20 protein-coding genes are annotated in these 23630 nt (G+C 60.3%); 14 read left to right on the top strand and 6 right to left on the bottom strand.

The annotated features are described in order from the left end of the window. Positions 1–69 precede the first annotated feature (69 nt). Complete coding sequence (locus GGQ90_RS22950) at positions 70–4365, bottom strand: strawberry notch family protein (RefSeq protein ID WP_159365869.1); 4296 nt, start codon at positions 4363–4365, stop codon at positions 70–72. A 112-nt stretch (positions 4366–4477) separates the two neighbouring features. Here GGQ90_RS22950 and GGQ90_RS22945 point away from each other — a divergent pair, with 112 nt between their 5' ends. Further along, on the top strand, positions 4478–5143 hold the full coding sequence (locus GGQ90_RS22945) for a UPF0149 family protein (RefSeq protein ID WP_159365868.1): 666 nt from the start codon (positions 4478–4480) through the stop codon (positions 5141–5143). Positions 5144–5185: 42 nt separating this feature from the next. On the opposite strand, the gene GGQ90_RS22940 is transcribed toward GGQ90_RS22945, so the two are convergent. Further along, positions 5186–7216 (bottom strand): ParB/RepB/Spo0J family partition protein, encoded by a 2031-nt coding sequence (locus GGQ90_RS22940; protein ID WP_185706771.1) that lies wholly within the window; start codon positions 7214–7216, stop codon positions 5186–5188. A gap of 153 nt (positions 7217–7369) precedes the next feature. Here GGQ90_RS22940 and GGQ90_RS22935 point away from each other — a divergent pair, with 153 nt between their 5' ends. Next, positions 7370–7645 (top strand): HU family DNA-binding protein, encoded by a 276-nt coding sequence (locus tag GGQ90_RS22935; RefSeq protein ID WP_159365866.1) that lies wholly within the window; start codon positions 7370–7372, stop codon positions 7643–7645. Between the two features lie 57 nt (positions 7646–7702). Here the strand turns inward: GGQ90_RS22935 and GGQ90_RS22930 are convergent, their stop codons facing one another. Further along, positions 7703–8581: a DUF7146 domain-containing protein gene (locus GGQ90_RS22930; protein ID WP_169860749.1), complete on the bottom strand. Its 879-nt coding sequence runs from the start codon at positions 8579–8581 to the stop codon at positions 7703–7705. 442 nt (positions 8582–9023) lie between these two features. Here GGQ90_RS22930 and GGQ90_RS22925 point away from each other — a divergent pair, with 442 nt between their 5' ends. Genes GGQ90_RS22925 through GGQ90_RS22910 form a run of 4 tightly spaced genes read left to right on the top strand, consistent with a single transcriptional unit; the run spans position 9024 to position 11042 of the window. After that, positions 9024–9731, top strand: a complete 708-nt coding sequence (locus GGQ90_RS22925; RefSeq protein ID WP_169860748.1) for a LuxR C-terminal-related transcriptional regulator — start codon at positions 9024–9026, stop codon at positions 9729–9731. Further along, the gene (locus tag GGQ90_RS22920) at positions 9632–9976 is read left to right on the top strand and encodes a hypothetical protein (RefSeq protein ID WP_159365864.1); all 345 of its coding nucleotides are present in this window, start codon (positions 9632–9634) and stop codon (positions 9974–9976) included. Before GGQ90_RS22925 ends, GGQ90_RS22920 begins: the two co-directional genes overlap by 100 nt. Further along, complete coding sequence (locus tag GGQ90_RS22915) at positions 9973–10467, top strand: hypothetical protein (protein WP_234893137.1); 495 nt, start codon at positions 9973–9975, stop codon at positions 10465–10467. The genes GGQ90_RS22920 and GGQ90_RS22915 overlap by 4 nt, the downstream gene beginning before the upstream one ends. Beyond that, entirely contained in the window at positions 10410–11042 is a 633-nt protein-coding gene (locus GGQ90_RS22910; RefSeq protein ID WP_159365863.1) for a JAB domain-containing protein, read from the top strand. The genes GGQ90_RS22915 and GGQ90_RS22910 overlap by 58 nt, the downstream gene beginning before the upstream one ends. A 137-nt stretch (positions 11043–11179) precedes the next feature. Here GGQ90_RS22910 and GGQ90_RS22905 read toward each other — a convergent pair whose 3' ends face one another. Beyond that, on the bottom strand, positions 11180–11458 hold the full coding sequence (locus GGQ90_RS22905; protein ID WP_159365862.1) for a hypothetical protein: 279 nt from the start codon (positions 11456–11458) through the stop codon (positions 11180–11182). 173 nt (positions 11459–11631) lie between these two features. Between GGQ90_RS22905 and GGQ90_RS22900 the strand changes: the two genes are divergently transcribed. The 8 genes from GGQ90_RS22900 (at position 11632) to GGQ90_RS22865 (ending at position 21257) form a co-directional block, all read left to right on the top strand. Further along, positions 11632–12387, top strand: coding sequence for a helix-turn-helix transcriptional regulator (locus GGQ90_RS22900; protein ID WP_159365861.1), 756 nt, complete (start codon positions 11632–11634; stop codon positions 12385–12387). Positions 12388–12474: 87 nt separating this feature from the next. Continuing rightward, positions 12475–13101, top strand: a complete 627-nt coding sequence (locus GGQ90_RS22895) for an acyl-homoserine-lactone synthase (protein WP_159365860.1) — start codon at positions 12475–12477, stop codon at positions 13099–13101. A 12-nt stretch (positions 13102–13113) separates the two neighbouring features. Next, a complete protein-coding gene (locus GGQ90_RS22890; protein ID WP_159365859.1) occupies positions 13114–14025 on the top strand; it encodes a phytanoyl-CoA dioxygenase family protein in 912 nt (303 codons plus the stop codon). 5 nt (positions 14026–14030) lie between these two features. Further along, complete coding sequence (locus tag GGQ90_RS22885; RefSeq protein WP_159365858.1) at positions 14031–14375, top strand: MarR family transcriptional regulator; 345 nt, start codon at positions 14031–14033, stop codon at positions 14373–14375. 565 nt (positions 14376–14940) lie between these two features. Next, positions 14941–15501, top strand: coding sequence for an RNA polymerase sigma factor (locus GGQ90_RS22880; RefSeq protein ID WP_234893136.1), 561 nt, complete (start codon positions 14941–14943; stop codon positions 15499–15501). Then, complete coding sequence (locus GGQ90_RS22875; protein ID WP_159365857.1) at positions 15498–16535, top strand: FecR family protein; 1038 nt, start codon at positions 15498–15500, stop codon at positions 16533–16535. Before GGQ90_RS22880 ends, GGQ90_RS22875 begins: the two co-directional genes overlap by 4 nt. Before the next feature lie 43 nt (positions 16536–16578). Beyond that, positions 16579–19182 (top strand): TonB-dependent receptor plug domain-containing protein, encoded by a 2604-nt coding sequence (locus GGQ90_RS22870; RefSeq protein WP_246428391.1) that lies wholly within the window; start codon positions 16579–16581, stop codon positions 19180–19182. A 44-nt stretch (positions 19183–19226) separates the two neighbouring features. Continuing rightward, the gene (locus GGQ90_RS22865; RefSeq protein ID WP_159365855.1) at positions 19227–21257 is read left to right on the top strand and encodes an Atxe2 family lasso peptide isopeptidase; all 2031 of its coding nucleotides are present in this window, start codon (positions 19227–19229) and stop codon (positions 21255–21257) included. An 11-nt stretch (positions 21258–21268) separates the two neighbouring features. On the opposite strand, the gene GGQ90_RS22860 is transcribed toward GGQ90_RS22865, so the two are convergent. Both GGQ90_RS22860 and GGQ90_RS22855 read right to left on the bottom strand, forming a co-directional pair. Then, entirely contained in the window at positions 21269–22951 is a 1683-nt protein-coding gene (locus tag GGQ90_RS22860; RefSeq protein WP_159365854.1) for an asparagine synthase-related protein, read from the bottom strand. Beyond that, entirely contained in the window at positions 22948–23622 is a 675-nt protein-coding gene (locus tag GGQ90_RS22855) for a lasso peptide biosynthesis B2 protein (protein WP_159365853.1), read from the bottom strand. The genes GGQ90_RS22860 and GGQ90_RS22855 overlap by 4 nt, the downstream gene beginning before the upstream one ends. Between the last annotated feature and the right edge of the window lie 8 nt (positions 23623–23630).

Raw genomic sequence — 23630 nt, 5'->3', positions numbered from 1 at the left:
GCGCTTCACCCTTTCCTTCTGCAATATAGTGGGATCTGGAGCGGCATAGCTTCGCGCGGCAGCGGTGGATCAACTCCGATCCTCAATGATCCTCGTCAATATGTCGCACGCGCAATCGGGTGGCAGGAACAATCTGGTCCTGAAACTCAAGACCTCCGAGAATGCCCCACAGGACTTGAGCCAGGTGCGATCCTCCGGCCGGTAATCGCGGATTTCGAGGCGGGGACTATCGTTGACCTGGACCCGAACCAGCCTGGCTGGGCCCAGGCCCGGAATCGCTACGCCGCCGGCCATGCGCGCGCCGGCAATGATCTCGTCAGGCCCTAGAATCACGCCACCGGCAAGCCCGAATGCCTGTTCGAGCCGCTCGAGGGCGCCGGGATGGATGATACGCCCGAGAATGGACATGCCGGTGCCGTCGTCGATCCGCCATACGCGCACGTCATCGGCGGGTAGCCTCTTCCACACGGGCAGGAGCAGGCCCGTCGCCAGCGTGATCGTTTCGACCACAAGCCTTTCCCCAGCATCGCGGGCTTCCGCGTCCCAGAGCGCCTGGAAGCTATCACGCTCGATCTCCTCCCAGTGGCTGCCGGCAAGTGCCGCGACGTCCATTCGCGCCCGGCCACCAGGGCGTATGAGATAACAGCGTTCGATCCATTGGCCCTCGTCGTCCTGCCCCGGCCATGTCGGCACATAGAGCGCCACCCGACCCGAGCGCGTGTTGTGCAGCCACCGCACGTCGTCCGAACCGCGCAACTCGTACTGCAACGCGGCCCAACTGGTGACCGGCGGTCTTCGATGAAGTTCGAGCCGTAACAGCCTCGTTTCCGCGCCGGTCACCGGGTCGGCGCGCAGGAGCTGGTCGGACAGAACATGCACACGTTCGGCGCGGATCGTCTCGATCCCCAGATCAAGCGTCCCGGCGGCCCGCGCCGCCTCGACGCGATCCTCGACCAGTCCCAGGAATTCTTCGAAGATGCGGTTCTGCGTGGCGATGCGCAAGGCCAGGATGCGATTGAGCCAGCGGTGGATCGGCGGCAGGCGCTCCTTCAGTTCCCCGCCCTCGTCGCACAGTTCCAATCCGGTGATCTCCTGGAAATCGGCGAGCGTCACACTGCGCAGCTTGCCCTCATAAAGAAGATGGAACCACTGGACGAGCGCATCGCGCGCGAACTCGGATTCCAGACTGTCGGATGGATCGAAAAGATTCTGCGATCCGGCCTGACGCTGGCCCCGGGTCAGCGCGCCGAGCGCTTCGAGGCCCCGGATAATCGTGCTGAGGAACCGGCGCTCGCCGCGGCAATCGGTCGTGAGCGGGCGATAGACCGGCGGCGTCACCTGATTGGTGCGGTGGCTGCGACCGAAGCCCTGTACTGCCGAAAGGATGCGAAATCCCAGTTCGAGGAGAAAATGGGTCCGGCGACAATGCGCGGTCGGGCAGTTCCGATCCGAATGCATGGACCGGCCGGTGCTGCCCGCGAGAGAGAAGGCGGCGATCGATTTATTGCCGTTCTGAAAGGCCTGGACCTCGAGGACATTGGCGCGGGCGCCGCGCCTCTCGATCTTCTGCCGGCCCGTACTGTCGGTGACGATGCGCCGGGAACGGCCCGTGATCTCGGCGACCCGCTCCGTACCAAAATGTGCGATCAGCGCGTCGAGCGCGGTCGGAATGGCAGGCAGAGCGCACAGGTCCTCGATCAGTTCGTCGCGAGAAGCAATTGCCTGCCTGCAGAGCACGGGATTGCCTTGGGCGTCACTCATCGGTTCCGAGCGAACCGTGCCGTCATCGGCGCGAAAGACCCGCATCTGGCGCACCGGGAAGGCATTTTTCAGATAATCGACGAGGGTCTCCTTGGGAGAGACCTGGACATCCATCATCGCCCGTTCCTCCGGCGAGAGTTCGGACAGTCGCCGGTCCATGATGGCTTCGCCCGTGCTCGCCAGCTGCACCAGCACGGCATTACCCGCCGCCAGTTCCTGCTCGATGGCCGCGATGAGCGTCGGAATCTTCAGGCTCACGAGCAGGCTGGAGAAAAACCGCAACTTCGCCCCCTCGAAGGAGCTGAGCGCTGACCCGCGCGCCTGGCCGTTCTGGGTCTTGCCGGAAATCCTATCGACCACGCCGATCTCGGCGAGAACTTCTCGGAGGCCTCGATGGATGATCCCCCAACTGTCCGCGTAGGCATCGTATACCGAGATCTGGTCCGGCGTGAGCGCATGCTCCAGCGGTTCATACTCGACGCCGGCGAAGCTCAAGGCGCGCGCGGTGTAGAGACCCATCGCCTTGAGATCGCGGCAAACGACTTCGAGCGCGGCGATGCCGCCCTCTGCCATGGCCTTCATGAACATGTCGCGTGTGGCGAAGGCCGTACCGGCTCCCCATAGCCCGAGACGAACGGCATAGGCGAGGTTTTCCGGCCGCGCCGCGCCGGTCGCCGACATGTAGAGGATGCGGGCGCGTGGGAGCGCATTTTGCAGGCGGACGCCGGCGAGCCCCTGTTCCGAGCCGTGCGCCTTCCCGAAATCCGTCTCGGTCCCGGCTGCATGGGCCATGGCGTGGGATTCGTCGAAGACGATCACCCCGGAGAAATCCTTACCGGTCCAGTCCAGCAACTGCTGCAGGCGCGATGCCGTATCATGGCGGCTCGAGCGCAGCGCAGCGTAGGTCAGGAAGACGATGCCGCTTTCCATGGTGATCGGTGTGCCCAGCGCAAAGTTCGCGACCGGCTGGATATCGATGGCAAGGCCGCCAAGCGCTGTCCAGTCACGGCGCGCGTCCTCGATGAGATCGGCCAGCGAAATCCAGATCGCGCGGCGATTGCCGCGGTTCCATTGATCGAGAATGATGCCTGCTGCCTCGCGCCCTTTCCCGACGCCGGTCCCATCGGCAACGAAGAAGCCGGTCCGGTAGGCGCTGCCCTCCTCGTCCTCGAGCAGGCGATCACCGGCCAGATTGGCCGAGAAGCGCCCGGGAAGATCGCGTTCGTGCGCTTCGCCTGCATGGATGATGGTCTCAAGCTGCGCGTCGGAGAGCGCCTTGAAGGCACGCTTCTGGAGACGGGGGTGGTAGCGAGGGGCCGGAAGCGAGACGGATGCCATCGCGATGGATTCGACGAGTTCGTCCGGATGCGCGCAGGCGTCGTCGATCACAAGCCGAGCGGGTTGCCACAGGGAATAGATGCCGATCGCCTGTCCCGGTGCGAGCGGCGTCTCCCGTACGCTGTAAGATACCGGTTCGGGCGGTTCGCTCGCGGGAATGCGGACTGGCGGCGCTATTTTCCGTGAAGGCCGCGTTATCAGGGGAGCAGTCAGCGGTGGCTTGGGTTCGGGCGCGGGACAGGGCTTGGCCACCGGTGCGGGCGCCGGGGGTGGATCGAAAGGATCAAGCCGGGAGGGAAGAGCCAGCACGATATCGAGAGCAGCCTCGATCGTGTCCGCGACATGACGCTGGGCTTCTCCTGTCCATCCCTTGTCGTAAACGAAGAGACGGACATCGATACTGGTCCCATGCTTGGCATAGGGGTTACCGCGGATGGTGATCTCGGCGCGCGGCGGCGCCATCTCGGCAACGGCAGTGTAGCCGAGCGAGGCGGTGCCATCCGCCGCGAAGTTCGGCGGCATGATCGCCACGCAGCGGCCGCCGGGGGCGAGGCGGCCCAGCGCGGCGCGCGGATGGCGGGCGCCGGCGTGGCGATCGACACCGCGCCCGGCACTGCGGCTGAAGGGTGGGTTGATCAGCACCAGCGTCGGCCTCGGAGCGCTCGCGAGCAGATCGCCGATATGTTCGCCGTCATGGCGAGTAACGGTTCGATCGAAGATCCGGCCGAGCAGGTCGGCCCGTTTCGGATCTAATTCATTGAGTTGCAGGCACGCACCCGCTCGCCATGCATGGACCGCGAGCATCCCCGTGCCCGCCGACGGCTCGAGCACGAGGTCATCCTGCCGGATCTGCCCGGCAAGGCCTGCGAGCCAGGCGAGGCTCAGCGGCGTGCTGAACTGCTGAAATTCAATTTGTCGCTCGGAACGATAGGTCTGGGTCGGGAGCGCATGTTCGAATCCCCGCAGTGCCGTGAATATCTGCCGTGGCTCTCCCTGAAGAAGCGGGCAATCGGCGTCCTGGAGCAGCATCACCTGCGCGGCTTCGAGTGCATCGTAGGCATCGCGCATGGTCCAGGCGCCATCGGCGTCGTCGGCCCCGAATGCCTCCAGCATGAAGCGCTTGAGAGCCTGTCGTGTAATCTGCGCGCCGCGGCGCATGTGCTGGGCGAGCGATATGGCGACGCAATGCAAGGATGCTGGTGCATCCATGGTGGCGAAGGCGAGTTGGGACATATGCTTGGACACCTCGGCAGACAACGGGATCATTCATCGCTCCCTTCCCCCCCTCCGCTCCTTGCGCGCTGGTCCCGGTGCGGATGCCAAGAATTGGAGATGTCCCGAACGATGACGAGCGGGCGAAGGCGGGCTAGAAAGGGAAATGGCTTTCTCGTTCGACTATCTCGATGAACTCGATCAGCTGCTGCTCGCGCAGGGCGACGACTGCATGCTGCTCACCCAGCTCGACGGCTTCCTCACCGGCGTCATCGTCAGCCCGGACCTGATCGTGCCCAGCCAATGGCTTAAGACGGTCTGGGCGGGAGACGACGGCGAGGGCATTCCCACTTTCGTCGATGCCGGCGGCATGCAGCATTTCATCGATCTGGTGATGCATCGCTACCATGAGATCCTCGCATCGCTGGCACAGCCCGGCACGTTCGAGCCGGTGCTGGAAATCGACACCCGGACCGACGAGACGCTGTGGGAGATGTGGATCGAGGGGTTCGGGCAGGCGATGGACATCTCGCCGGCCGGATGGCTACGGGTTCTGGCCGACGATGACGCCGGATGCCGGGCGGCGATCGAGGGCATCCGGACATTGCGCGCCTTTGCCGACGGGACGCGGAAGCTCACGCGCGCCGAGGAGGATCGCTGGGATACCGAGGCGCCCGACCTGATCCCGATCTGGGTGGAGATGCTGCATCAGTGGCGGCTGGAGAATGATCCACACCGGCCTTCCAGCATCAAACGCCAGAAGATTGGCCGAAACGACCCCTGCCCCTGTGGATCGGGGCGCAAATACAAGAAGTGCTGTGGCCTGAACTGAGGGGACGAGGCGGGACCGGGACAGGCCCGGTCCCCACGATCTTCACGCAGCGTGCGGCAGAGTTTCGTCGGTTGCATTATCGGATGCGTCGACCGACCGGACGGGCATGTCCGCATCGGCATTCGCCGCTTTAGCATCGGCATCGGCTTCCCCTTCGGAAGGGCCAAATCGCATCTGCTCGGGCAGCCAGGCGAGTGCCCGTTCCTGGATCTCGGGCTCGATGACCACGTCTCCGCCAAAGAGCCGCTCGGCCGATGCGGCAAGGTCGTGCTTCTTCGAACCCGAATAGCGCACGCGCAATTCCTCGCCGCCGATCCCCTCGAAGAGAGCGAGGATGCCGGGCCTGGTCAGCTTGTCGAAGAAGGTCAGTGCGGTGGGGCGCCACCAGGCGGCGACGTCGATGCCGAGCTTGCGACCGAGATGGTTGAGGAAGTCGGTGCCCTCGCGCCCATCGGGAACGGCATGGAGCGTGCGCGCGATCGCCCAGCCCAGCCAGGCCGCCCGCGCTTCATCGCCAAGCGCGCAGAAGGCATCGTAACGCTCCTCAAGCCCCGAGTAGCCGGTCCAGCTGCGATCGAGCGCCTCTTCGAACCTGCGCCATTCTGCCGCAGCCGGGGTCTCGGGCTTGAAATCGGCAAGCAACGGTTGGGGCGCCGTGGCATATAGATCGCACGGCACGATGCAGGGCATATGCCGGCATTCCCGCTCGACCATGAGGAAGGTACCGAGATCGAGCGCGAATGCCGGGTCGCTGGCGACATGGACGGCGAGGAGCTCGGTCTTCATCATCGCCAGCATCTCCCGCAGGCGCTGGCTCATGGCGGGCGCGGTATCGATCGCCGCACCGGAGCCGCTGAGCCCGTCGGCAGGTTCGGCGTCTTCGTCATCGCTCTCGTCGGCACCCGTGTCGGCAGTGGGTGCGAGGTAGAGCTGATGATGGATCTGCGGGGTTCCATCGGGTTTCAACACGACATAGCCGAGCGCGGAGGCTTTCTGCTCGGCGTCGAGCACGGGTTCACGTTCGGTGATCGCACCCAGTTCAGCCTGGAGGTCGGCATAGCGCTGCGCCTCATCGCCTTCGGGCTCACAGGTTTCATCTCCCGCGCGAAGGTCGATCCCGGCGATTTCCGCTTCGATCTCCTGTTTACGTGCTTCCTGGTCTTCGGTGAGGGGCTCGATGCTTCCGCTCAGCGGTTGCAGCGCGAAGGTCGCCATATAGGGAACGTGCTCGGCGGCAACCACCCGCACCTCGCCCAGCCCTTCACGCTGACGGATCACCTCAGCCTGCGCGGCGAGCTTTTCTGCGGCGAGGTCATCGAGAATATGGGTATCGATCCAGCGCTCATCGGTAGCGGTCGAAAACAGATCCTGGTCTTCGACCCGCCCACCGGCGGCGATATAGGCGTCGCGTCCGACCAGCAGCGCCCTGGGATCATCGGCGCGGTAGCTGTAGGTCTTGAGCGCGCGCCGGATCTCGTTGACGTTATCGCGCGAATAGCCGGTCCGCAGCGATTCCCACACCGCCATCTGCCGGCCCGTATCTGCGGTCGTGGCATAGGCCTTGGCAACGTCGAGCGTGATCTCGTCGCCCTCGAGCGCGGCGAAGATCGGATCGGCGAGATTAGCCAGGCGCAGGCGGCCGAGCACGAAGCGTTCCTCGATGCCGAAGCGCCGGGCGATGTCCGCGGGGTTCAGCTTTTCGACCTCGATAAGGTCGCGGAAAGCGAGGCAATCTTCGGCGGGAGAAAGCGGCGCCCGTTCAAAATTCTCGACGAGGCTGACCTCGCGACCGTCCTTCGTATTGGAAAGGACCAGGACAGGCACTTCATGATCGGGCCGCAGTCGGCCCTTCTCGATCAGGCGGTGGATCGCGTCGAGGCGCCGGCCACCGGCGGTGATGCGGTAATGCCCCTTCTTTCGGGACACCGGCACGCCGACGAGGTTCTGAAGGAGGCCGTGCGCGGCGATGCTGGCTTCGAGCTCGGCATCGGCGCGCGGATCGGTCCGCTTGCGCACGTTGATGGGCGACTTGGCGAGATGGCTCGCGGGGATGAGAAGGGCTGGTTTGATCATAGGATAACTCCTGGAGCAGAGACGGCCCGCACAATCAGGCCGCGCGCGCTGCCCCCTTCCCCCTCTCCTTTCCGGTCGCGCCTTTTTGGGTCGTGACCATGGGCTACTGCGCGACTAAGGAAACGAGCTTCGCCATTTTCCAGGAGACTCTTCATGAACAATTCCGAACTCGCAGAAGCGCTGGCGGCGGCGCTCGGCCTCACGAAAGCCGATGCACGCCAGGCCGTCGACAGCATCTTCGATCTGATCACCGATGCCGCCGCGAAGGGCGAGGAGATTTCGCTGAACGGCTTCGGCAAGTTCAAGGTCAAGGATTCCCCGGCGCGCGAGGGCCGCAATCCGGCGACCGGCGAGACCATCGCGATCAAGGCCTCGAAGAAGCTGAGCTTCGCCCCGGCCAAGGCGGTGAAGGATCGCCTCAACGGCTGATGGGTTCGCTGCCCCGCGTCTCGTGACGCGGGGCAGCCTCCTCTCGTTGGCATCCCCTCAGGCCGCGCGCAGCCGGGCGGCGAGCACATCGGCCCAGTCGTTATACCCTGCAGGCGGCCAGGCGCTGCGAATCTCCAGGTCAGGCCGGGCATAGGCTTCCAAAGCGCGCTGGTGCGCGGACCACCCGGGCCCATCCCTGTCGAACAGGAGTACGAGTCGTTCGAGACTGTCGGGCAGGAGAATATGCCCGGCGCGCTCGGCGCCGAGCGTGGCCCAGACCGGAAGCCGGTGCAGCCGCATGGCAGCAAGCGCGGTCTCGATCCCTTCGGCGAGACCCAGAATGTCGTTTGCGGGGGCCAGCTGGACCGCGCCGCGACCGGGTCGTCCCAGCATCATGCGAGCATCGGTCAGGTCGTTCGCGAGAGTGAATGACACCGGATCGAGGAAGGACCGATGGACAGCGACGATCCGGTGCCTCTCGCGCACCGCGGCGATGAGCGCCGGGCGGAATACCACGTCGCGACCGCGTCCGAGCGGTGTGCGCGCGTTAAAGCGCAGGTCATGCCACGGCGGCTGGAGCAGGCGCCCGGACAGATAGGTGTCGGCGGGCGTCCCGATGAGTGGAGCAGATGCATCCCAGAGGCGCAAGGCTGGCCCCGGTCGCGGTGCGGTCTGGTTCGAGCGCGATAATGGAACATCGGGAGCCGGGCGGGGAAGAGGCAGATGCAGCCGTCGGATCGCATGGAGGACGGCGATCGTGTCACAGCCCGCAAAGCATTTGAACAGCAGGGCGCGGCGGCCGACGCGGATGGACAGGCTCGGATCGTGATCGTTATGGGCAGGACACAGGCAGAGCCCCTGCCCATTCGTCCATCTGCCGCTAAGCCGTCGGCACAACCGTTCACCCTCGATCTCGAGGTCAGGTGCTGGGGCCATGGTGCTCGCTCCCTACATGGGCGGGGGATATGCGGATGTCGGCAACGGGCGATATCCAGTGGGAGCTTCGCACGACGATACCTCGTTTCGTTCGCCATTCGCCCTCCCCCTCCCTTTCGCCGCATCCCGCTCGCGCCCGACTCGGATTGGCGTCGGGGTGAAAAAGCGAGTCGTCGCCGGTACGAACCGGGTTAATAGATTTTAACCGTCTACCGTTGCCTTAAGGCTACATATCGTTGATTCCCTTGACCAATCGCCTGTTTGACCTGTCACCAGGCGGATCGGAGAGGTATAGTCTGAAGCGGCATGTGATCGAATTCGACACCGTTACCGGCAGGCATAGCCGGAAGATCGGATACGACGCGCAGCAGGAAAGGTGCGACTTCATATTGCCCGAGGAGGGCGACGGGAAATGCCCTTGGTTACAGACCATTCGGACAAGATGAAGCTTCTCAGCCGGCGGCATGGCGACTGTCTGCGCGAGGCGGCAAAGAGCTATTCCGCCAAGGAAATCGGCCTGATTTTGGGTCTGTCGCCCAGCACCGTGAACAATCTCATATTCGAGGCGCGCCAGATATTGGGCGGGGTTTCCCGCAGGGTCGCAGCCCAGATGTTCGTGGCCTGGGAGGCACAAAATGCCCCATCAGAATTCCAACATTTTTTGCCCCCTCATTTATTGCCCCTAGGCGAGAACCGCGATTCCTGCCCTGATGTGGGTGTTGACGAACCTACGGACACACAGACGCAAGTAGCACAGGCAGTCGACAGCTTCGCGGAGGAACAACGGCCTTTGGCCAATGGAAACCGCGCTCGCTCGTTACGCGCCCTGCGTGATCTGGCTCCCGTCCGTACAGCAGGGAGGCAAGACAATGACCTGACCGGATCTTATACGCTGATCATCTTTGTGTTCCTGATGGCGGCGTTGCTCGTCATCATAGGTTCCGCAGTGTCGCTGCTCTCGGCGCTCAACACTCTCGTGAGCCAGTACGGCAGCATCTATCCCAAAAACCATATTCTTGAACCTGTCCGTGAGGATGGGAAGGAGCAACCATGCGCGCTCAACGCCAGACCATCGCCCGAAACGTCGCTGAACGTCTCTTCGCCGCTGAAGCGGCCCTCGATATCGCTGCCGCCCGGATTGCCGAACTGAATGCGGCCCTCCCCCTGGCTCGCCTGGATGCCCGTCTATCGGCGGCCATCGGCCAGGACGCCTTTGCCAGTTCCGCCTCAGCCATGGTGCTTATGGCCGAAACGCGCGAAAGGATCGTCGCGACCCACGCCAATCTCAAACGGGCCAGCGACGACATGGGCCTGACCGAGGTGAGCTATGGCGACCTGCTCAAGGTCAGGGGCGCTATCTCGGAGCCCGCCAGCCAGCACCTGCGGGCGGTATGATCGCCCGCGTCGTGTTTGACGAGCTTTCACAAATCATGTTGCCATGGGTCATGACGAGACAAATCCTGTTCTCCGCTCTACTGGTCGTCAGCAGCGGCTATGCATTCGTGAAAGGGGGCCGTCCCGAGCAGATCGGGGCGGCAACCCTCCTTGGAGGCGCGGGTCTCAGCGTTCTGGCTGCATCGCCCGCCATTCACCGCTTTGAGCACGTCGAGACAGGTATTCTTCTGACCGACCTGGCTATCCTGGGAATATTCCTATGGCTATCCCTTCGGAGCAATCGCTTCTGGCCGATGTGGGTCGCAGCCATGTTGGCGGACGAGGTCATCGTCCATGTCATGCTGCAGACTGTGCCGAATGTCGTGCCGCGCGCTTACATGCATGCGATAGCGGTATGGAGCTGGCTGGCGCAGATCGTCCTGATCGCCGCGACATGGCGTCATCAGGACCGGCTGAAGCGCCGGGGTGCCGACGCGCCCTGGAAGAGCTGATCGGGCTCACCCGGCCCGACCGGGCCCGCGAACTGGCCGATCGTCTCTTCACCCGGTTCGGGTCACTGGGTGGTGCGCTGGCGGCCTGTCCGGCTGAGCGGATCGAGCTGCTCGACCACGCCATGGATGTCGAGCGAACATTCCGCTGCTTCCAGCGCGTCGTGGAGCAGGTGCTGCGGGCACCTTTGGCCGAGCGACCGATATTGTCGAGTGATCGGACCGTCCACGCCTATCTGCGCGGCAAAATAGCCTATGAGCGGGCGGAGCATTTTTGCGTGCTGTTCCTCAACGCGAACAACGAACTGATCGCCGACGAGATCATGGGCGTCGGGTCGGTTTCCGGTGTCCAGGTCTGGCCACGTGAGATACTCAAGCGGTGCCTTGAACTGGATGCCACGGCTATCCTGCTCGCACATAATCATCCCTCAGGGTCGCCCGTACCGTCGCGAGCCGATCGGGATGTTACGGAGAAGATCGCGGACGCGGCCCGGTGCTTCGGTATCGTCGTGCACGATCATCTCGTTGTCGCGCGCCGGGGGATCGTGAGCTTTCGCAAGGCGGGGTGGCTGAAATGATGCTCATCTCTCCAATCCACTGCGCGCTCTACGGGCCGGGGGCTGGACAATCCACAATCACGGGCTTCGTTGCGCGATACGCTGGTCCGGCGGATTGGCTGAGCCTTGCTCCAGAACCCGGAAAGCAGATGGACATATCAATGCACATCCGCTTCGAAGTGTTCGACAATACGAAGAAGCGCGTCCCGGACCTCTTCGGCGTCGATGCCGAGTGTCTCGGCAATGACCGGGACAGGCTGTTTCTGGCGGAAAAACAGGTCGACGGCCTCGGCGACATAGGGCGGCTCTTCGCGCAGTATCGCTTCAAGCTTGCGGGTATGGCGCACAAGCTGCCGCTTGCGTTGCCAACGGGCATGCGCACCACGCGCACGACGAAGAAGTTCGCGAAACGCGGTCAGGATTTTTTGTGTGGGCATGGCGGGCTCCACGCTGAGAATGAGGAAAACTACAGATCATCTGTCTTCCTCCTCCCGCTCCACTTCGCGAGACGCCGAAAATATTACGTTCGCCCTCAAACATAACGCCGAACATGGCGCGACCAATGGATGCCTGAAAGGAAATTTCCGAACATGAATTAAGGAGGCATACGATGTTCGACAGGGACGACTACAAGCAGATAGTCAGTATTCTGGGGGAGACGTCAGACGATAACCGGGTCTATGAAGCCCTTGAACGCCTGACATTCGTTTTGGGATTCGACCGATTCGCGATCAGCCATCATGTCGATCTGCTGCACCCGCCGGTCGGCGCTTATGGCCTCACCAATTACGACAGCGACTGGCTGAATGAGATCATCACCGGGCAATATTTCCTCGACGACCCGGTCCAGATCTCGTGCGACGGGCGAAACACCGGCTTCCTCTGGCCCAACCCCCGGATGCTGGAAACGCTCACGCCGCGTCAGCGCTACATCTTCGAACAGGGTGCGAAGCGGAACCTGCGCGGCGGTTATACGGTACCGATGCACCTCCCGGGCGAATATGCCGGAAGCTGCACGTTCGCCACGTCCCGGCTCGACACAGTGCCATCCGAGGCGATGCCTGCCGCCTTCTTCGCGGTGTCCTTTGCCTTTGAAGCGATGCGGCGCGTCGTAAGGCTCCGGGCAGGTCTTGAACTCCCCGCGCCGCCCAAGCTCAAACCCCGAGAGCGGGAAGTGTTGATCCTGCTCGGGCGCGGCAAGACCTATGGCGAGATCGCCGACATCCTGCATCTCTCGGAACATACGACGCATGAATATGCCAAGCGGATCATGCGGGCCTATGGGAATATCCAGCGCAACAACCTCATCGCCCGCGCCCTGTTCGACGGCATCGTCACGTACCCCGAGTTGTTGTCGATGCACTGATCAAGTCCCAGTTCCGGGTACAGACTCGCGGTGTCCCTCACACCGATGATGCTCTCTGCCGATTCCGGCCAGACAGGGAGCATCACCATGATCCGGATTTTCGAAGGACACGAACCACCGGGCGCCAACCCGGTTCTCGACGCCATGCATCATGCGCGCAAGCGGGTGTTCGTGGACCTGCTAGGCTGGGACGTCCCGGTGGTCGCCGAAGCGTTCGAAATCGACCAGTTCGATGATGACCACGCGATCTACATCGTCGCCAGCGACGACGGCGGCGCCCATCAGGGATCCATCCGCTTGTTGCACACCAACCGTCCGCATGTGCTGGGGACGATCTTTCCTTCGCTATGCGACGCAAGCGTGCCCGTTGGCCCGCAAATCTTCGAACTGAGCCGGCTATGCCTTTCGCGCGGCCTGCGGGCCGCCAGGAGGCTGGAAGTCCGCAACGCGCTCGCGACAGCCGTGGTTCAGTTCGCCCTCCAGCGCGGCATTGCAGGGTATAGCTGCGTTGCCGATTCCAGCTGGCTCAGCCAGATCCTCTCGCTGGGCTGGACGGTTCGGCCACTGGGTATACCGCAGATGATCTCGGGTCTGCCGACCGGCGCCCTCCTCATCGAAATCGATGCCGACACGCCTGACAAGCTGCGGGCGGCCGGAACCCACGTTCCGATGCGCATCCTTCCCACCGCCGCGATCGATCGCGAAGCCGCCTGAAGGGAGATAGTCATGACCCTCATTGCTATCGACAGCCTGCAGCAGGACATCGCGCACTATGGCGATCAGCTCGACCGGGACGGCTACTGCATCGTCCGCGGTGCCGCGCCGCGGCTTCTGGTCGAAAAGCTGGGCGATGATCTGCGGGCCGGTTTCGAAACCACACCGCTCTCGCAGGGGCCCTTCTACGGCGAGACGACGCGGCGATTTCATGGGCTTCTGCACCGTTCGCCGCGCACTGCCGGTTTCGTTCTCGATCCCCTGATCCATGGCGTTGCCGAGCGAATTCTCCGGCCCTGGTGCGATACGATCCAGCTCAACCTCACCCAGGCGATCGAGATCGAACCGGGCGGTCTCGCCCAGCCGCCACACCGGGACCAGGACATGTGGCCCATCCATGCGCCCGGCGTCGAATATCTTCTCAACGTCATGTGGCCGTTTTCCGCTTACACGGCCGAGAATGGCGCAACGCTGGTATGGCCTGGCAGTCACCGGCGCCAGGACGAAATATTCATCGGCATGGAGGAGGCGGTTCCTGCAGAAATGGAGCCGGGTGATGCCCTGCTGTTCCTCGGATCCACCCTACATGCAGGCGGGGCCAACGTGACTGCGATGCCGCGGCGTGGGATGATCATCAGTTACAGCCTCGGATGGCTCAAGCCTTATGAGTTGCCGTGGCTTGCCTATCCGCCACATGTCGCCCGGACACTGCCGCGCGATGTGATGGGCCTTGCGGGCTACCGCGCCCATCGGCCCAACCTCGGCACTTACGAGGGCCGCTGCCCCTCGCTACTGCTGGATGAAGCGGAGAACGGCCCAGTCGGCGCAATCGACATGCTACGCCCGGATCAGGAGGCGCTGATCGCCAATTATCGGTCGGGGCTCATGCCGGTCGACGATCCGCTCCGGGCCAGGGCTGGGTAAGCGCCATGGATCAGCGACAGCGCATCTGCGAAGCGCTCAAGCAGCAGCACCGCCTGGCTGAGCTCAAGCTCGGGCTCGAAAGGCGGCAATGGCCCGAATGGCTCATGGTGATCGATCTCTATCGCGCGAGGGAGCAGGGAATGAGGGAGGGGTTCAAGGCACTCGCCGCGACATCCGGGCTTTCAACCGCGACGGCCTTCCGCCGCACGGTGGAGATGATCGATGCGGGCATGTTGGACCGTAAGGCCGATCCAGACGACCGGAGGCGAAGCCTTGTTTCGCTATCGGACAGGACCCGGTGCCGGATGGATCACATTATGGATGAGCTGGGAGATATTTTGAAAAACTGACGAGCTTCCCGACACCGCATTCACGGCAGGATCAGTGAGAGCTCCACTGATTATCGTGTGTTCTCCTGGCATTCATTCCCACCGTTCTGCACTGCCGTATACCGACGCACATCGCTTGCTGAGGTCCGCTGCGCATGAACGTGCGAACGTGTGATCCTCGTTCACGGATAGATCGCCAACTGCCAGCCGGACGGGCGTTCGATCCCTGCGCAGGGCGTTGTTGATTGCACCTGGTGTCAATTCCCTCTTGCCACTCAACGGCTTCCATGTGCAAATGGCCTCGCTTCCGTGAAATCCGGAAGTGGGGCGTGGAAACCTCTTTATCTCGCAGACTCGGTCGATTTTTGGGCCGGGTGGCATGCGCGTATGTCCAGCCGGTTACGGTAAAGGCGCATGCGCCTGCCGCGAGACAGGTTTCCAACATCCGGCTTCGGCCGTCGCCCCGAGTGGACATAGGTGCGACGCATGGAGCCAAGACGACAGACGGGAAAACACAGCGGCGCGAGCGCCGCGCTGGCGACGTGCCCTTATTCGACCGGGAATCCGCGCGGCCTCTCGAACCGAAATGTCCGTCATGCCCGGTGAAGGCCACGCCGCTACCGATGCGGGTCAGGAATTCGAAGATCGCGGCGATGATGTGATCGTCCGGCTGTACCGCGAGGAGACCCGGTGGCTGGTCCGCTATTTCCACCGCAACTCGGTACCCCATGCAGAAGCGGACGAGCTCGCTCAGGAAACCTTCTTCCGTTTCCTCCGGAGCGGCACCGCAAAAATGCTTACGACACCGCAGGCCTACCTACGCCGGATCGCCACGAACTTGCTGCGCGACCGGGCCGATCTGTCGTCAACGCGCGTCGATAATCTGAAAAGCCCCTTGTCCGATGCTGAAGATCTCCCGACCCCGTTCGACCCGCTCCGCATCCTCACAGCGCGTGACGACATCGCCTTTTGCGAGCAATTGCTGGAAGCACTGGACCCCTTCGACTGCGAACTATTTCTGCTAAACCGTGTGGAAGGATATAGCTTTCGCGAAATCGGTCGGCTTAAGGGACTGAATGAGTGGGCGGTGAAGAGGAAGATATTCAAGGTGCTGGACCATCTGCTGGACAGGATGGAAAGCCGATGACCGACGAAGAGCCGGGCTCGCTCACTGTCAAGCAACAGGCACGGCGCTGGGCGATGGAGGTTCACACGGATCCCGCGCTGCGCTCTGCCGCAATGCATTGGTGCGCTCAGTCGCCCGAACACAAGGCGGAATTCGACATTGCCTATGCCGCGATCTCGGACGTCGTTGATCCCGCATCCGTGAATGTTCACGAGCGCCACGACAGAAGTCCACAAGAGAACCGCCCACGCGTGCCCTGGGCAAAGTTGGCGATCGCAGCTTCGCTGGCCGCCATCCTGCTGTTGGGAGCGCATTTCGTGCCGGGCCAGAATGTGCGTTCGCCCTCCACTCTGCCCCCAATTGCATCGTCAGGCGCGAAAACCGATGATGCGCCACAGATCTTTACCACCCGGAAAGGCGAGGTGAGAACGATCACGCTTGCCGATGGGTCGGTCGTAACGCTCGATACCGATAGCCGCTTGCTTGTCTGGTTGCATGAAGAGCGCCGGGACGTCACGCTCGATCACGGCCGCGCCATCTTCGCCGTTGCTCATGACGCTTCGCGCCCTTTCACCGTCACCGCTGATGGCGGCACCACCACAGCGCTCGGCACGCGGTTCGGTGTAGAACGGCGTGCACATTGCCAGATGAATGTGGTGTTGTACGAAGGACGGGTCGCAGTCACTCCACCGTGCGAGACACGCAAGCCATCGGCACCGGCAGCGAAGAGCTACCTTCAACCAGGCGAACGGATACGCTACTCTGGCACACCCACGGTATCCGGCAATGCTGTCACCGAACCGGCGCCGGCCAACGACGAGCAATGGACAACCGGCGTGAAGAGCTACGACGATGAGGCCGTTAGTGTGATCCTCGCTGAGGTGAACCTCTATTCCGACGTCAAGTTGGAGGCAGCTTCTCCAGAAATTGCCGCAATGCGGGTAAGTGCAGAACTGCATATCCGCAATCCCGAAAGTGTGGCGAAGCATCTTGCCCGCGCGCTCGGCCTTACCGTTGAAAACCAGGCCTCGAACAGGCTCGTACTGACAAAATAATCGGCGGAATGCTCGCCGCTGAATTTCTCCCGTCAAGCTTTGTATGCGCGTCACGCAACGCGCCATCCAGGCAATGGGGGATGAAATGCGAGTGGTTCGTAACGGCTTTTTCGTCGGTGTTTGCGCTTGCGCGTTAATCGGCGCCACACCTGCACTAGCGCAAGCCGACAAGGTATTGAATTTCAACTTACCGGCTCAGTCCCTTACGGACGCGTTACGAGCAATCGCACGGCAAAGCGGCCTAGAGTTCTCAGCTCCAGCTGATCCCCTGCGCGGTAAAACTTCAAAACCCCTCAAGGGTCACTTCTTACCCGCGGAAGCTGCCAAGCGATTGCTGAAAGGCACCGGTCTGATTGCCGAAGTTGTTGAAGGCGCATTGATCGTGAGGGCTGTCGAAGCGTCAGCCAGCGCGAGAACTGCGGGAAACGGTGACGACATCATTGTCACAGGATCACGCATCCAATCTGGGGAAACATCTTCCTCAACAATCAGGCTTAGCGCGGATTCCATTCAATTGGCTGGCCAAGCGGATCTTGGAGAGGCGCTGCGCGCCCTTCCTCAAAATTTTGGCAGCGGACAGAACCCGGGTGTATTAAGAGGGGTCACGAGCCGAGGCGGGATCAACGCCACCTCGGGCTCGTCGCCGAATCTCCGAGGTCTTGGCGGGGATGCGACACTCACACTGCTTAACGGCCATCGTCTTTCCTATGGGTCTACTGTGCAAGCGGTAGATATAGATGCTATCCCGCTGGCTGCCATAAACCGAATTGACGTTGTTCCCGATGGAGCCTCAGCAATTTACGGGTCCGATGCTGTCGGCGGCGTCATTAATGTAATCCTCAAGCGTGATTATGATGGCGCTTCATTGTCGGCGCGATTAGGCAGCGCAACTTCGGGTGGCGATTTTCAGCAACAGTACAGCCTGGTTGCGGGAAAAAAGTGGCAACGCGGCGGCATTTTGGCAGCGGTCAGTCACGATTACAATTCCGCAATTTATAGCGATCAGCGCGCCTATACCAAATACATGCCAGTCAACAACACGTTATATCCGAAGATAATTCAGACGAATGCAGTGCTTTCAGGCCAGCAATCTATCTCGGATTCCGCAGAGTTCGTAATCGACGCTACCTATAGCCATAGGAAATCTTTCCAGACAATGGGCCTCGTCTCCGGCTATGTCTACGAAAATCGCCCGAGAACGACGTCATACTCGATTTCCCCGTCTGTCAATATCGCGATAGCGCCTGAGTGGCGCTTTAATCTCATGGGGACATACGGACAGAGCGACACCAAGTTTGACCAGATTGGACTTTATAATAGCACCCAGACCAGCCACATCAGAGGATGCTATTGCAATAAACTGGCCAATGTAGAGACGTTTACCTCCGGAAAAATATTTGGACTACTGTCAAACCCCGTCGACCTCGTGTTCGGGGCCGGATATCGATATAATCATCTTACGTCGGTTCGGTATTCAGCCACAAGAGCCGACTCCCGGGGATCAGCCGAGAGTTACTACGGATTTTCCGAACTTTCATTGCCTTTTGTTGAACCTGGTCAAGGGAGCAACCTTATCTACCGCCTGTCGGCGAACGCTGCCGTGAGATACGAACGCTATCCAGGAATTGGTGCAGTTGCCGTGCCAAAATTTGGCTTCTTGTACGGAATTTCGCCATCTATCGACGTGAAAGGGACTTGGGGGAAATCTTTCAAGGTTCCCTCGCTCAACGAGTTGCGCTCGGCTACCTACGCTCAATTGTATCCGGCAGCGACTTTCGGGGGACAGCGCTTCCCGACCGGCTCGACCTTGCTCATCGCCTCTGGAGGTAATCCGGACCTCAAACCTGAGAAGGCAACTTCGTGGTCTGCCTCGCTGGTGTTCCATCCTGAGTTTATCAGCAACCTGGATATCCATGCGACGTATTTCAACGTCAAATATAAGGATCGAGTCGTCCAACCTCTAGCTGGAACGGCGGTTTATCAGGCACTATCGAATGCCGCGTACGCCCAATACGTCACGTACAGCCCCAGCGAGGAGCTTATCAATCAAACGGTGTCGGATGCCGACTTATACTATAATTATGCGAGCGCAGACGGACTTAATAACGTCATCGCCATTCTAAATAACAGTTACATGAATGCTGCCAGACAGAAAATTGACGGCATAGATCTCACGGTCGATTACAAAATCTCGACCGGTGATGCCTCTTCTCTCCTACTTAACGCCAATGGCGCCTGGTTGTGGTCAAAGCAAAAGTTGTCATCAACCAGCGCATATGTCGACATGGCTGGTATCATCTTCAATCCGCCGCGCTTCAAAGCACGCGCAAGCATCGGCTGGACGGATGGAAGCCTCACCTCGATGTTCTATGTCAATCACGTCAGCAGGCTGGAAGATACCCGTTCGACCACCATAGCGAAGGTCGCGTCGCAGACGACGTTCGACACCTCTATCCGATACAGATTTCCGGAACAGTCCGGCGTCCTCACCCAGGCAAGTCTGCTGTTCAATATCCAAAACCTACTCAATCGACGTCCACCTTATGCCGCACCGACGAGCAATAGCCTCGACTATGTGAGTTACGATTCGACCAATTTCTCGCCGATCGGACGCTTCATTAGCCTGACGGTTTCCAAAGATTGGTGAAAATAGGGCGGCATCGAACCGCCCCTCTTTGCGAGTTTCTCGACATGAAGCTTTTCCGTCTGGCGGGCTATGTTGGCTGCGCGCTGCTGGTGCTCCCGTTTCCTGTTAGTGCCAAATCACAAGATACTGCCTGTCAATTACCACGCACCGCCGTTGAACCTGCGGCAAGAAAGCAGTCAGTTACACCGGATGACCTTCTGCGCCTCAGGGATTTTGGGGGGTTTGGTGTTGCCATCGCCTCTCAGCCTTTCAAGCTTGCGCCAGATGGCAAACTACTGGCACTTCAAATTCGTCAGGCCGATCCTGTTGCCAACAGCTATTGCACGGCGGTCGTTCTCGTTCCCACGGATGCACGCCGAAAACCGTTCGTAATCGATTCCGGTGGCGAGATCGTTGCCACCTATAGCACGGCTTATGGAGCGGCGGAGGTCCCCCAGGGCCTGCCGAAAAGCCCCCTATTCCGATGGTCGCCCGATGGGCAATCGCTGGCCTATACCAAGTCGTTCCCCGATCATTCGGAACTATGGCGGTTCGACCTGCAGGACCGTTCCATCAGGCGGCTCATGACAACCCCGGTCGATATTGAGGCTCTTGCCTGGTCATCTGATGGTTCGGCACTTCTTTATTCCAGTCGCCCCGGACGGATCGAAGCCTTGGAGAAGATCAAGAACGAGGGGCGGACCGGGTATCTGTACGACGAGCGATTTCGCCCCTTATACAGCGACCGTCCACTTATTGCCGCAGACGTTCCGCTCGTGGAGCGCGCCATAGATTCAGCGCATGGCAAAGCGATTCCATTTCCGTCCGATGAAGGACAGCGGCTTGCTTCGACGACAGAATGGCCCGAAAAGGCTGTTGCCTACGCATCTTACCACGACAAAGTTGCGTGGTCGGCACCGTTGGTGAATGCCCATGGTAGTAAACCGACACTGAATGTTCGCATGAATGGACGGGTGATCGGCTGCGACAATGCTGTATGCACGAATGTCCATGGCGTTTGGTGGTCGGGCAACGGTCGGACATTGGTTTTCGAGCGCCGCGCGGGCGTGGCCGATAGTCGTACCGAATTTTATACGTGGAAACCCGGCGAAACATCTCCGCGCGCATTGCTCAGTACGGCCGATGCGATTTTCGGCTGCGAACTGACTGGCAACAATCTGTTCTGCGCGGAAGAGACGGCCACCAAACCTCGGTCCGTCATCGCAATCTCAATTGGCGATGGGACGCGCCACCGAATATTCGATCCCAATCCGGAATTCTCTAGACGCCTTTTAGGAATTATTCAGCGTCTGGAATGGTCGAACGCCTTTGGGATCAGCACCTTCGGAGATCTCGTACTGCCGCCGGGTTATCGACATGATCACCGGCTTCCGCTTGTAATCGTGCAATATGAATCTAGGGGCTTCCTGCGCGGAGGAACCGGGGACGAATATCCTATTCAAGCACTTGCTGCACGCGGTTTCGCCGTATTGAGCTTCAATCGGCCCCCGTGGTTCGCGCTGAGCGGCGCACCGCGTACCGGGACGGAGTTTGACCAGTATAACAACAAGGGGTTCGCCGATCGCAGGAGTAACCTTTCTTCCATCGAAACAATCATCCACAGGCTGGTTGATGCCGGCATAGTTGATCCCGAACGCGTCGCGATCACGGGATTGAGCGACGGCGCGGTTACCGCCACGTTCGCGCTGGCAAATTCTCCGCTGTTTTCCGCAGCCATTCTAAGCACATGTTGCGAAGGGCCATTCGGATTTGAAATCGCAGGCGTGGCTCTCGATGATCACTACATCAAGGGCGGCTATCCCTCCACTCGGCGCGGAGATCGGGAATTCTGGGAACTCGATTCGTTGTCTGATGCGCCTCGTGCGAAAGCGGTCCCCCTCCTCATTCAAGCGTCATCTGCGGAGTACAGGATGGCCTTAGGTACATATCGCGAATTGCGTCACCAGGGTTGGCCAATCGAGATGTACGTTTATCCTGACGAAGGGCACATCAAGATATGGCCCGCGCATCGATTGACCATTTATCAAAGGAATATAGAATGGCTCACTCGGAAAATTGGCCTTCCAGAATGGTGAGCGATCTGCAATCAGTGCCAGTTTCGGCACCACATTTCGGTTTCGTGGATATACAGAACAGTGAATATCCTACTTGAATCGGCGCTTTGTGCCCCAACCTCGCCGACTGCGGCAATGTCGAGTAAGCCATGCTGCGCTAGAAGCCCTTCTTTAAGGTCGTCGTAAATCCGGTCCCAATTGTTGTGCAGAATCTCAGCCAATAGCCCAGTGAATGCACCTTTTCCTCTTCGGTCAAGGATCGACGCCGGAAGATATGCGCGCAAAGCGGCCCGTGCGAGTGCCCTGTCTCTTCCCCCTGACAACCAATACCAGGTAGGAAACGACAAGCATTGTTCGACTATCGGCTGAGATAGAAGCGGACAGATTGTCGGCAAGTCGCCTTCAATGTTGAGATGGTCGGTCAAGGCCGTGGCACGAGCAATATTCCGGACAAGTTGCCACTCGCCAGGCATGACATTTCGACAGCGAACTAGCCAAGGATGCGGTTCCTGGCTGATAGTCGCCTTGACTTTCGGGGTCAGCAAATCGGTCCGCACACTCCACGCTTCGGGAATTGAAGTAGGTTTCAGTCCACGTAGCGCCTGGCCCAATACTGCTGGCATTGAGGCTCCAGTGGTGTGACAAACATCAAGGGCGGTCGAAATCAGGTCTCTTCCAAATCCGTTCCTTCGATATCGATCCGCCAACGGATAGGCAGAGTGCAATTTTCCAAAGACATTGTCTCCACCGCCTCCGCTGAAATGAGCGCTGGCTCCGACCCTGGTCGCATAGCCGGCGGAGATCTCATCAAAGACCTGTGTGAATGCCCGTGCAGATGGCCGCGGGCGCCCGGAAGACAGATTCTTTTGGACCGTGACAGCGTCTGACTGGCATAAAGAGATACTCATCTCGCAGCCCAGATGCTCAGCAAGCATCGCGGCATACCGCCTTTCATCGCCCAGAGGTGATCTCGTGTAAAGGTGCAGGAGTTCCGTCGATCCGAATTTGTTTGCGAGGACAGCTACGGCCGAAGAGTCGAAACCGCCTGATACGGACACCAGCGGGTGGGCGTATCGATCGCACCACGTCTTCAGTGTTTGGATCATGGTGGCTTCGAGCAGTTCGGCGGCCTCCTCGAAAGTACATAGTCGGTTTCGCCCAATAAAATTGCCCGGATTCCATATCTGGTCACGGCAAGAGCGGTCACCATCTATGACGACCATCTCACCGGGAGCAACCTCGAAGATGCCTTTCAGGCATGTTTGATGGCGTCTCAAATTTGGCATTATGAGCGAATTTGCGATCTCGTCCCAATCAATGCGGTGCTGTCTGAGCCCGATGGCATCAAGTGAGCGAACATCGGTGCCGATGGCCACGGTTTCGCTGTTGAAGCTATAATAACAGGGGACCATGCCGGACGGATCACGATAGATGGTAACTGCACCTGTCAAATGGTTCCACGCTATAAAAATGAAGCGACCCCAATATGTTTCCGCCATTGAGCGTACAGTCTGGATCGGATCTTCACTAACGTCACCTCGCTCGCTTAGTGACGGGAAGCAGTCGCCTATCACCAGACATTGATCTTGGCGAAGCCATTGAACAGATAGATCTTCGCTCGCGGAAATCTCCCAAGTGTCAACTACTTGCTCATTTTTCGAGTTCGGATGCTCGCAGGCGCCTCTACGCAGAGCGACTGAAAACGCCGTGTTCATGCGACAGCCAATATTGGGCAGAAAGCCTGCACATTTTCAATGTCTTGCCCAAGGACGACGTCGTCCTGTTGTACCCAGCAGTGTGCTTGAAATGGAAGGCGGCGAACGCCAAAGGTGATCTGGACGGGATAGCCGCTCGCCGCAAGCAGGCTAAACAAAGCCAGCGCGTCCGGCAAGCAGCGATCTTTCCTTCGAAACAGAAGTGTCGCGAAGCCAAATGCTGTAAGAAGAGCTTCTTTATTACCATTTTTTATGCGCAATAGGGGATGGTTGGACAGAGATCGTGCCAAGTCGATCGAGTTCTTGAGCGATTTCCTCCTGGCGAAGCCATGGAACACGGCGAGCAATGATATCGCACGGGCCCAATGGACTATGAATTTAGAGGTCGCGCCCTTGGAGACGTCTGGCACCGTGATCGCCCGTGAAGGAGTGATCAGCTTCCTCGATGGCTGTGCGGCAAAGTTTTTTGGAATGGCCTCGAACAGGCCCGTTTGTAGCAGTAACAAAGCGAGATGTGGCTCGACACCCTCGCCTGAAGCGCAAATGCGCCGAAACGCCGCCTCCAAGTCGGGCGTGATCGAGACATAGCGATCGCGCATCACATCAAGAAAGATGAAGCTTCTGTTGAGCTCGCAATAGCCGACATCAGCCTTGAGGCGAACGATGGTCATCCTCGCAC

The sequence above is a fragment of the Sphingobium scionense genome (assembly GCF_014197035.1).
GTDB classification, from domain to species: Bacteria; Pseudomonadota; Alphaproteobacteria; order Sphingomonadales; family Sphingomonadaceae; genus Sphingobium; species Sphingobium scionense.
This window is presented reverse-complemented; position numbering and strand designations above follow the sequence as displayed.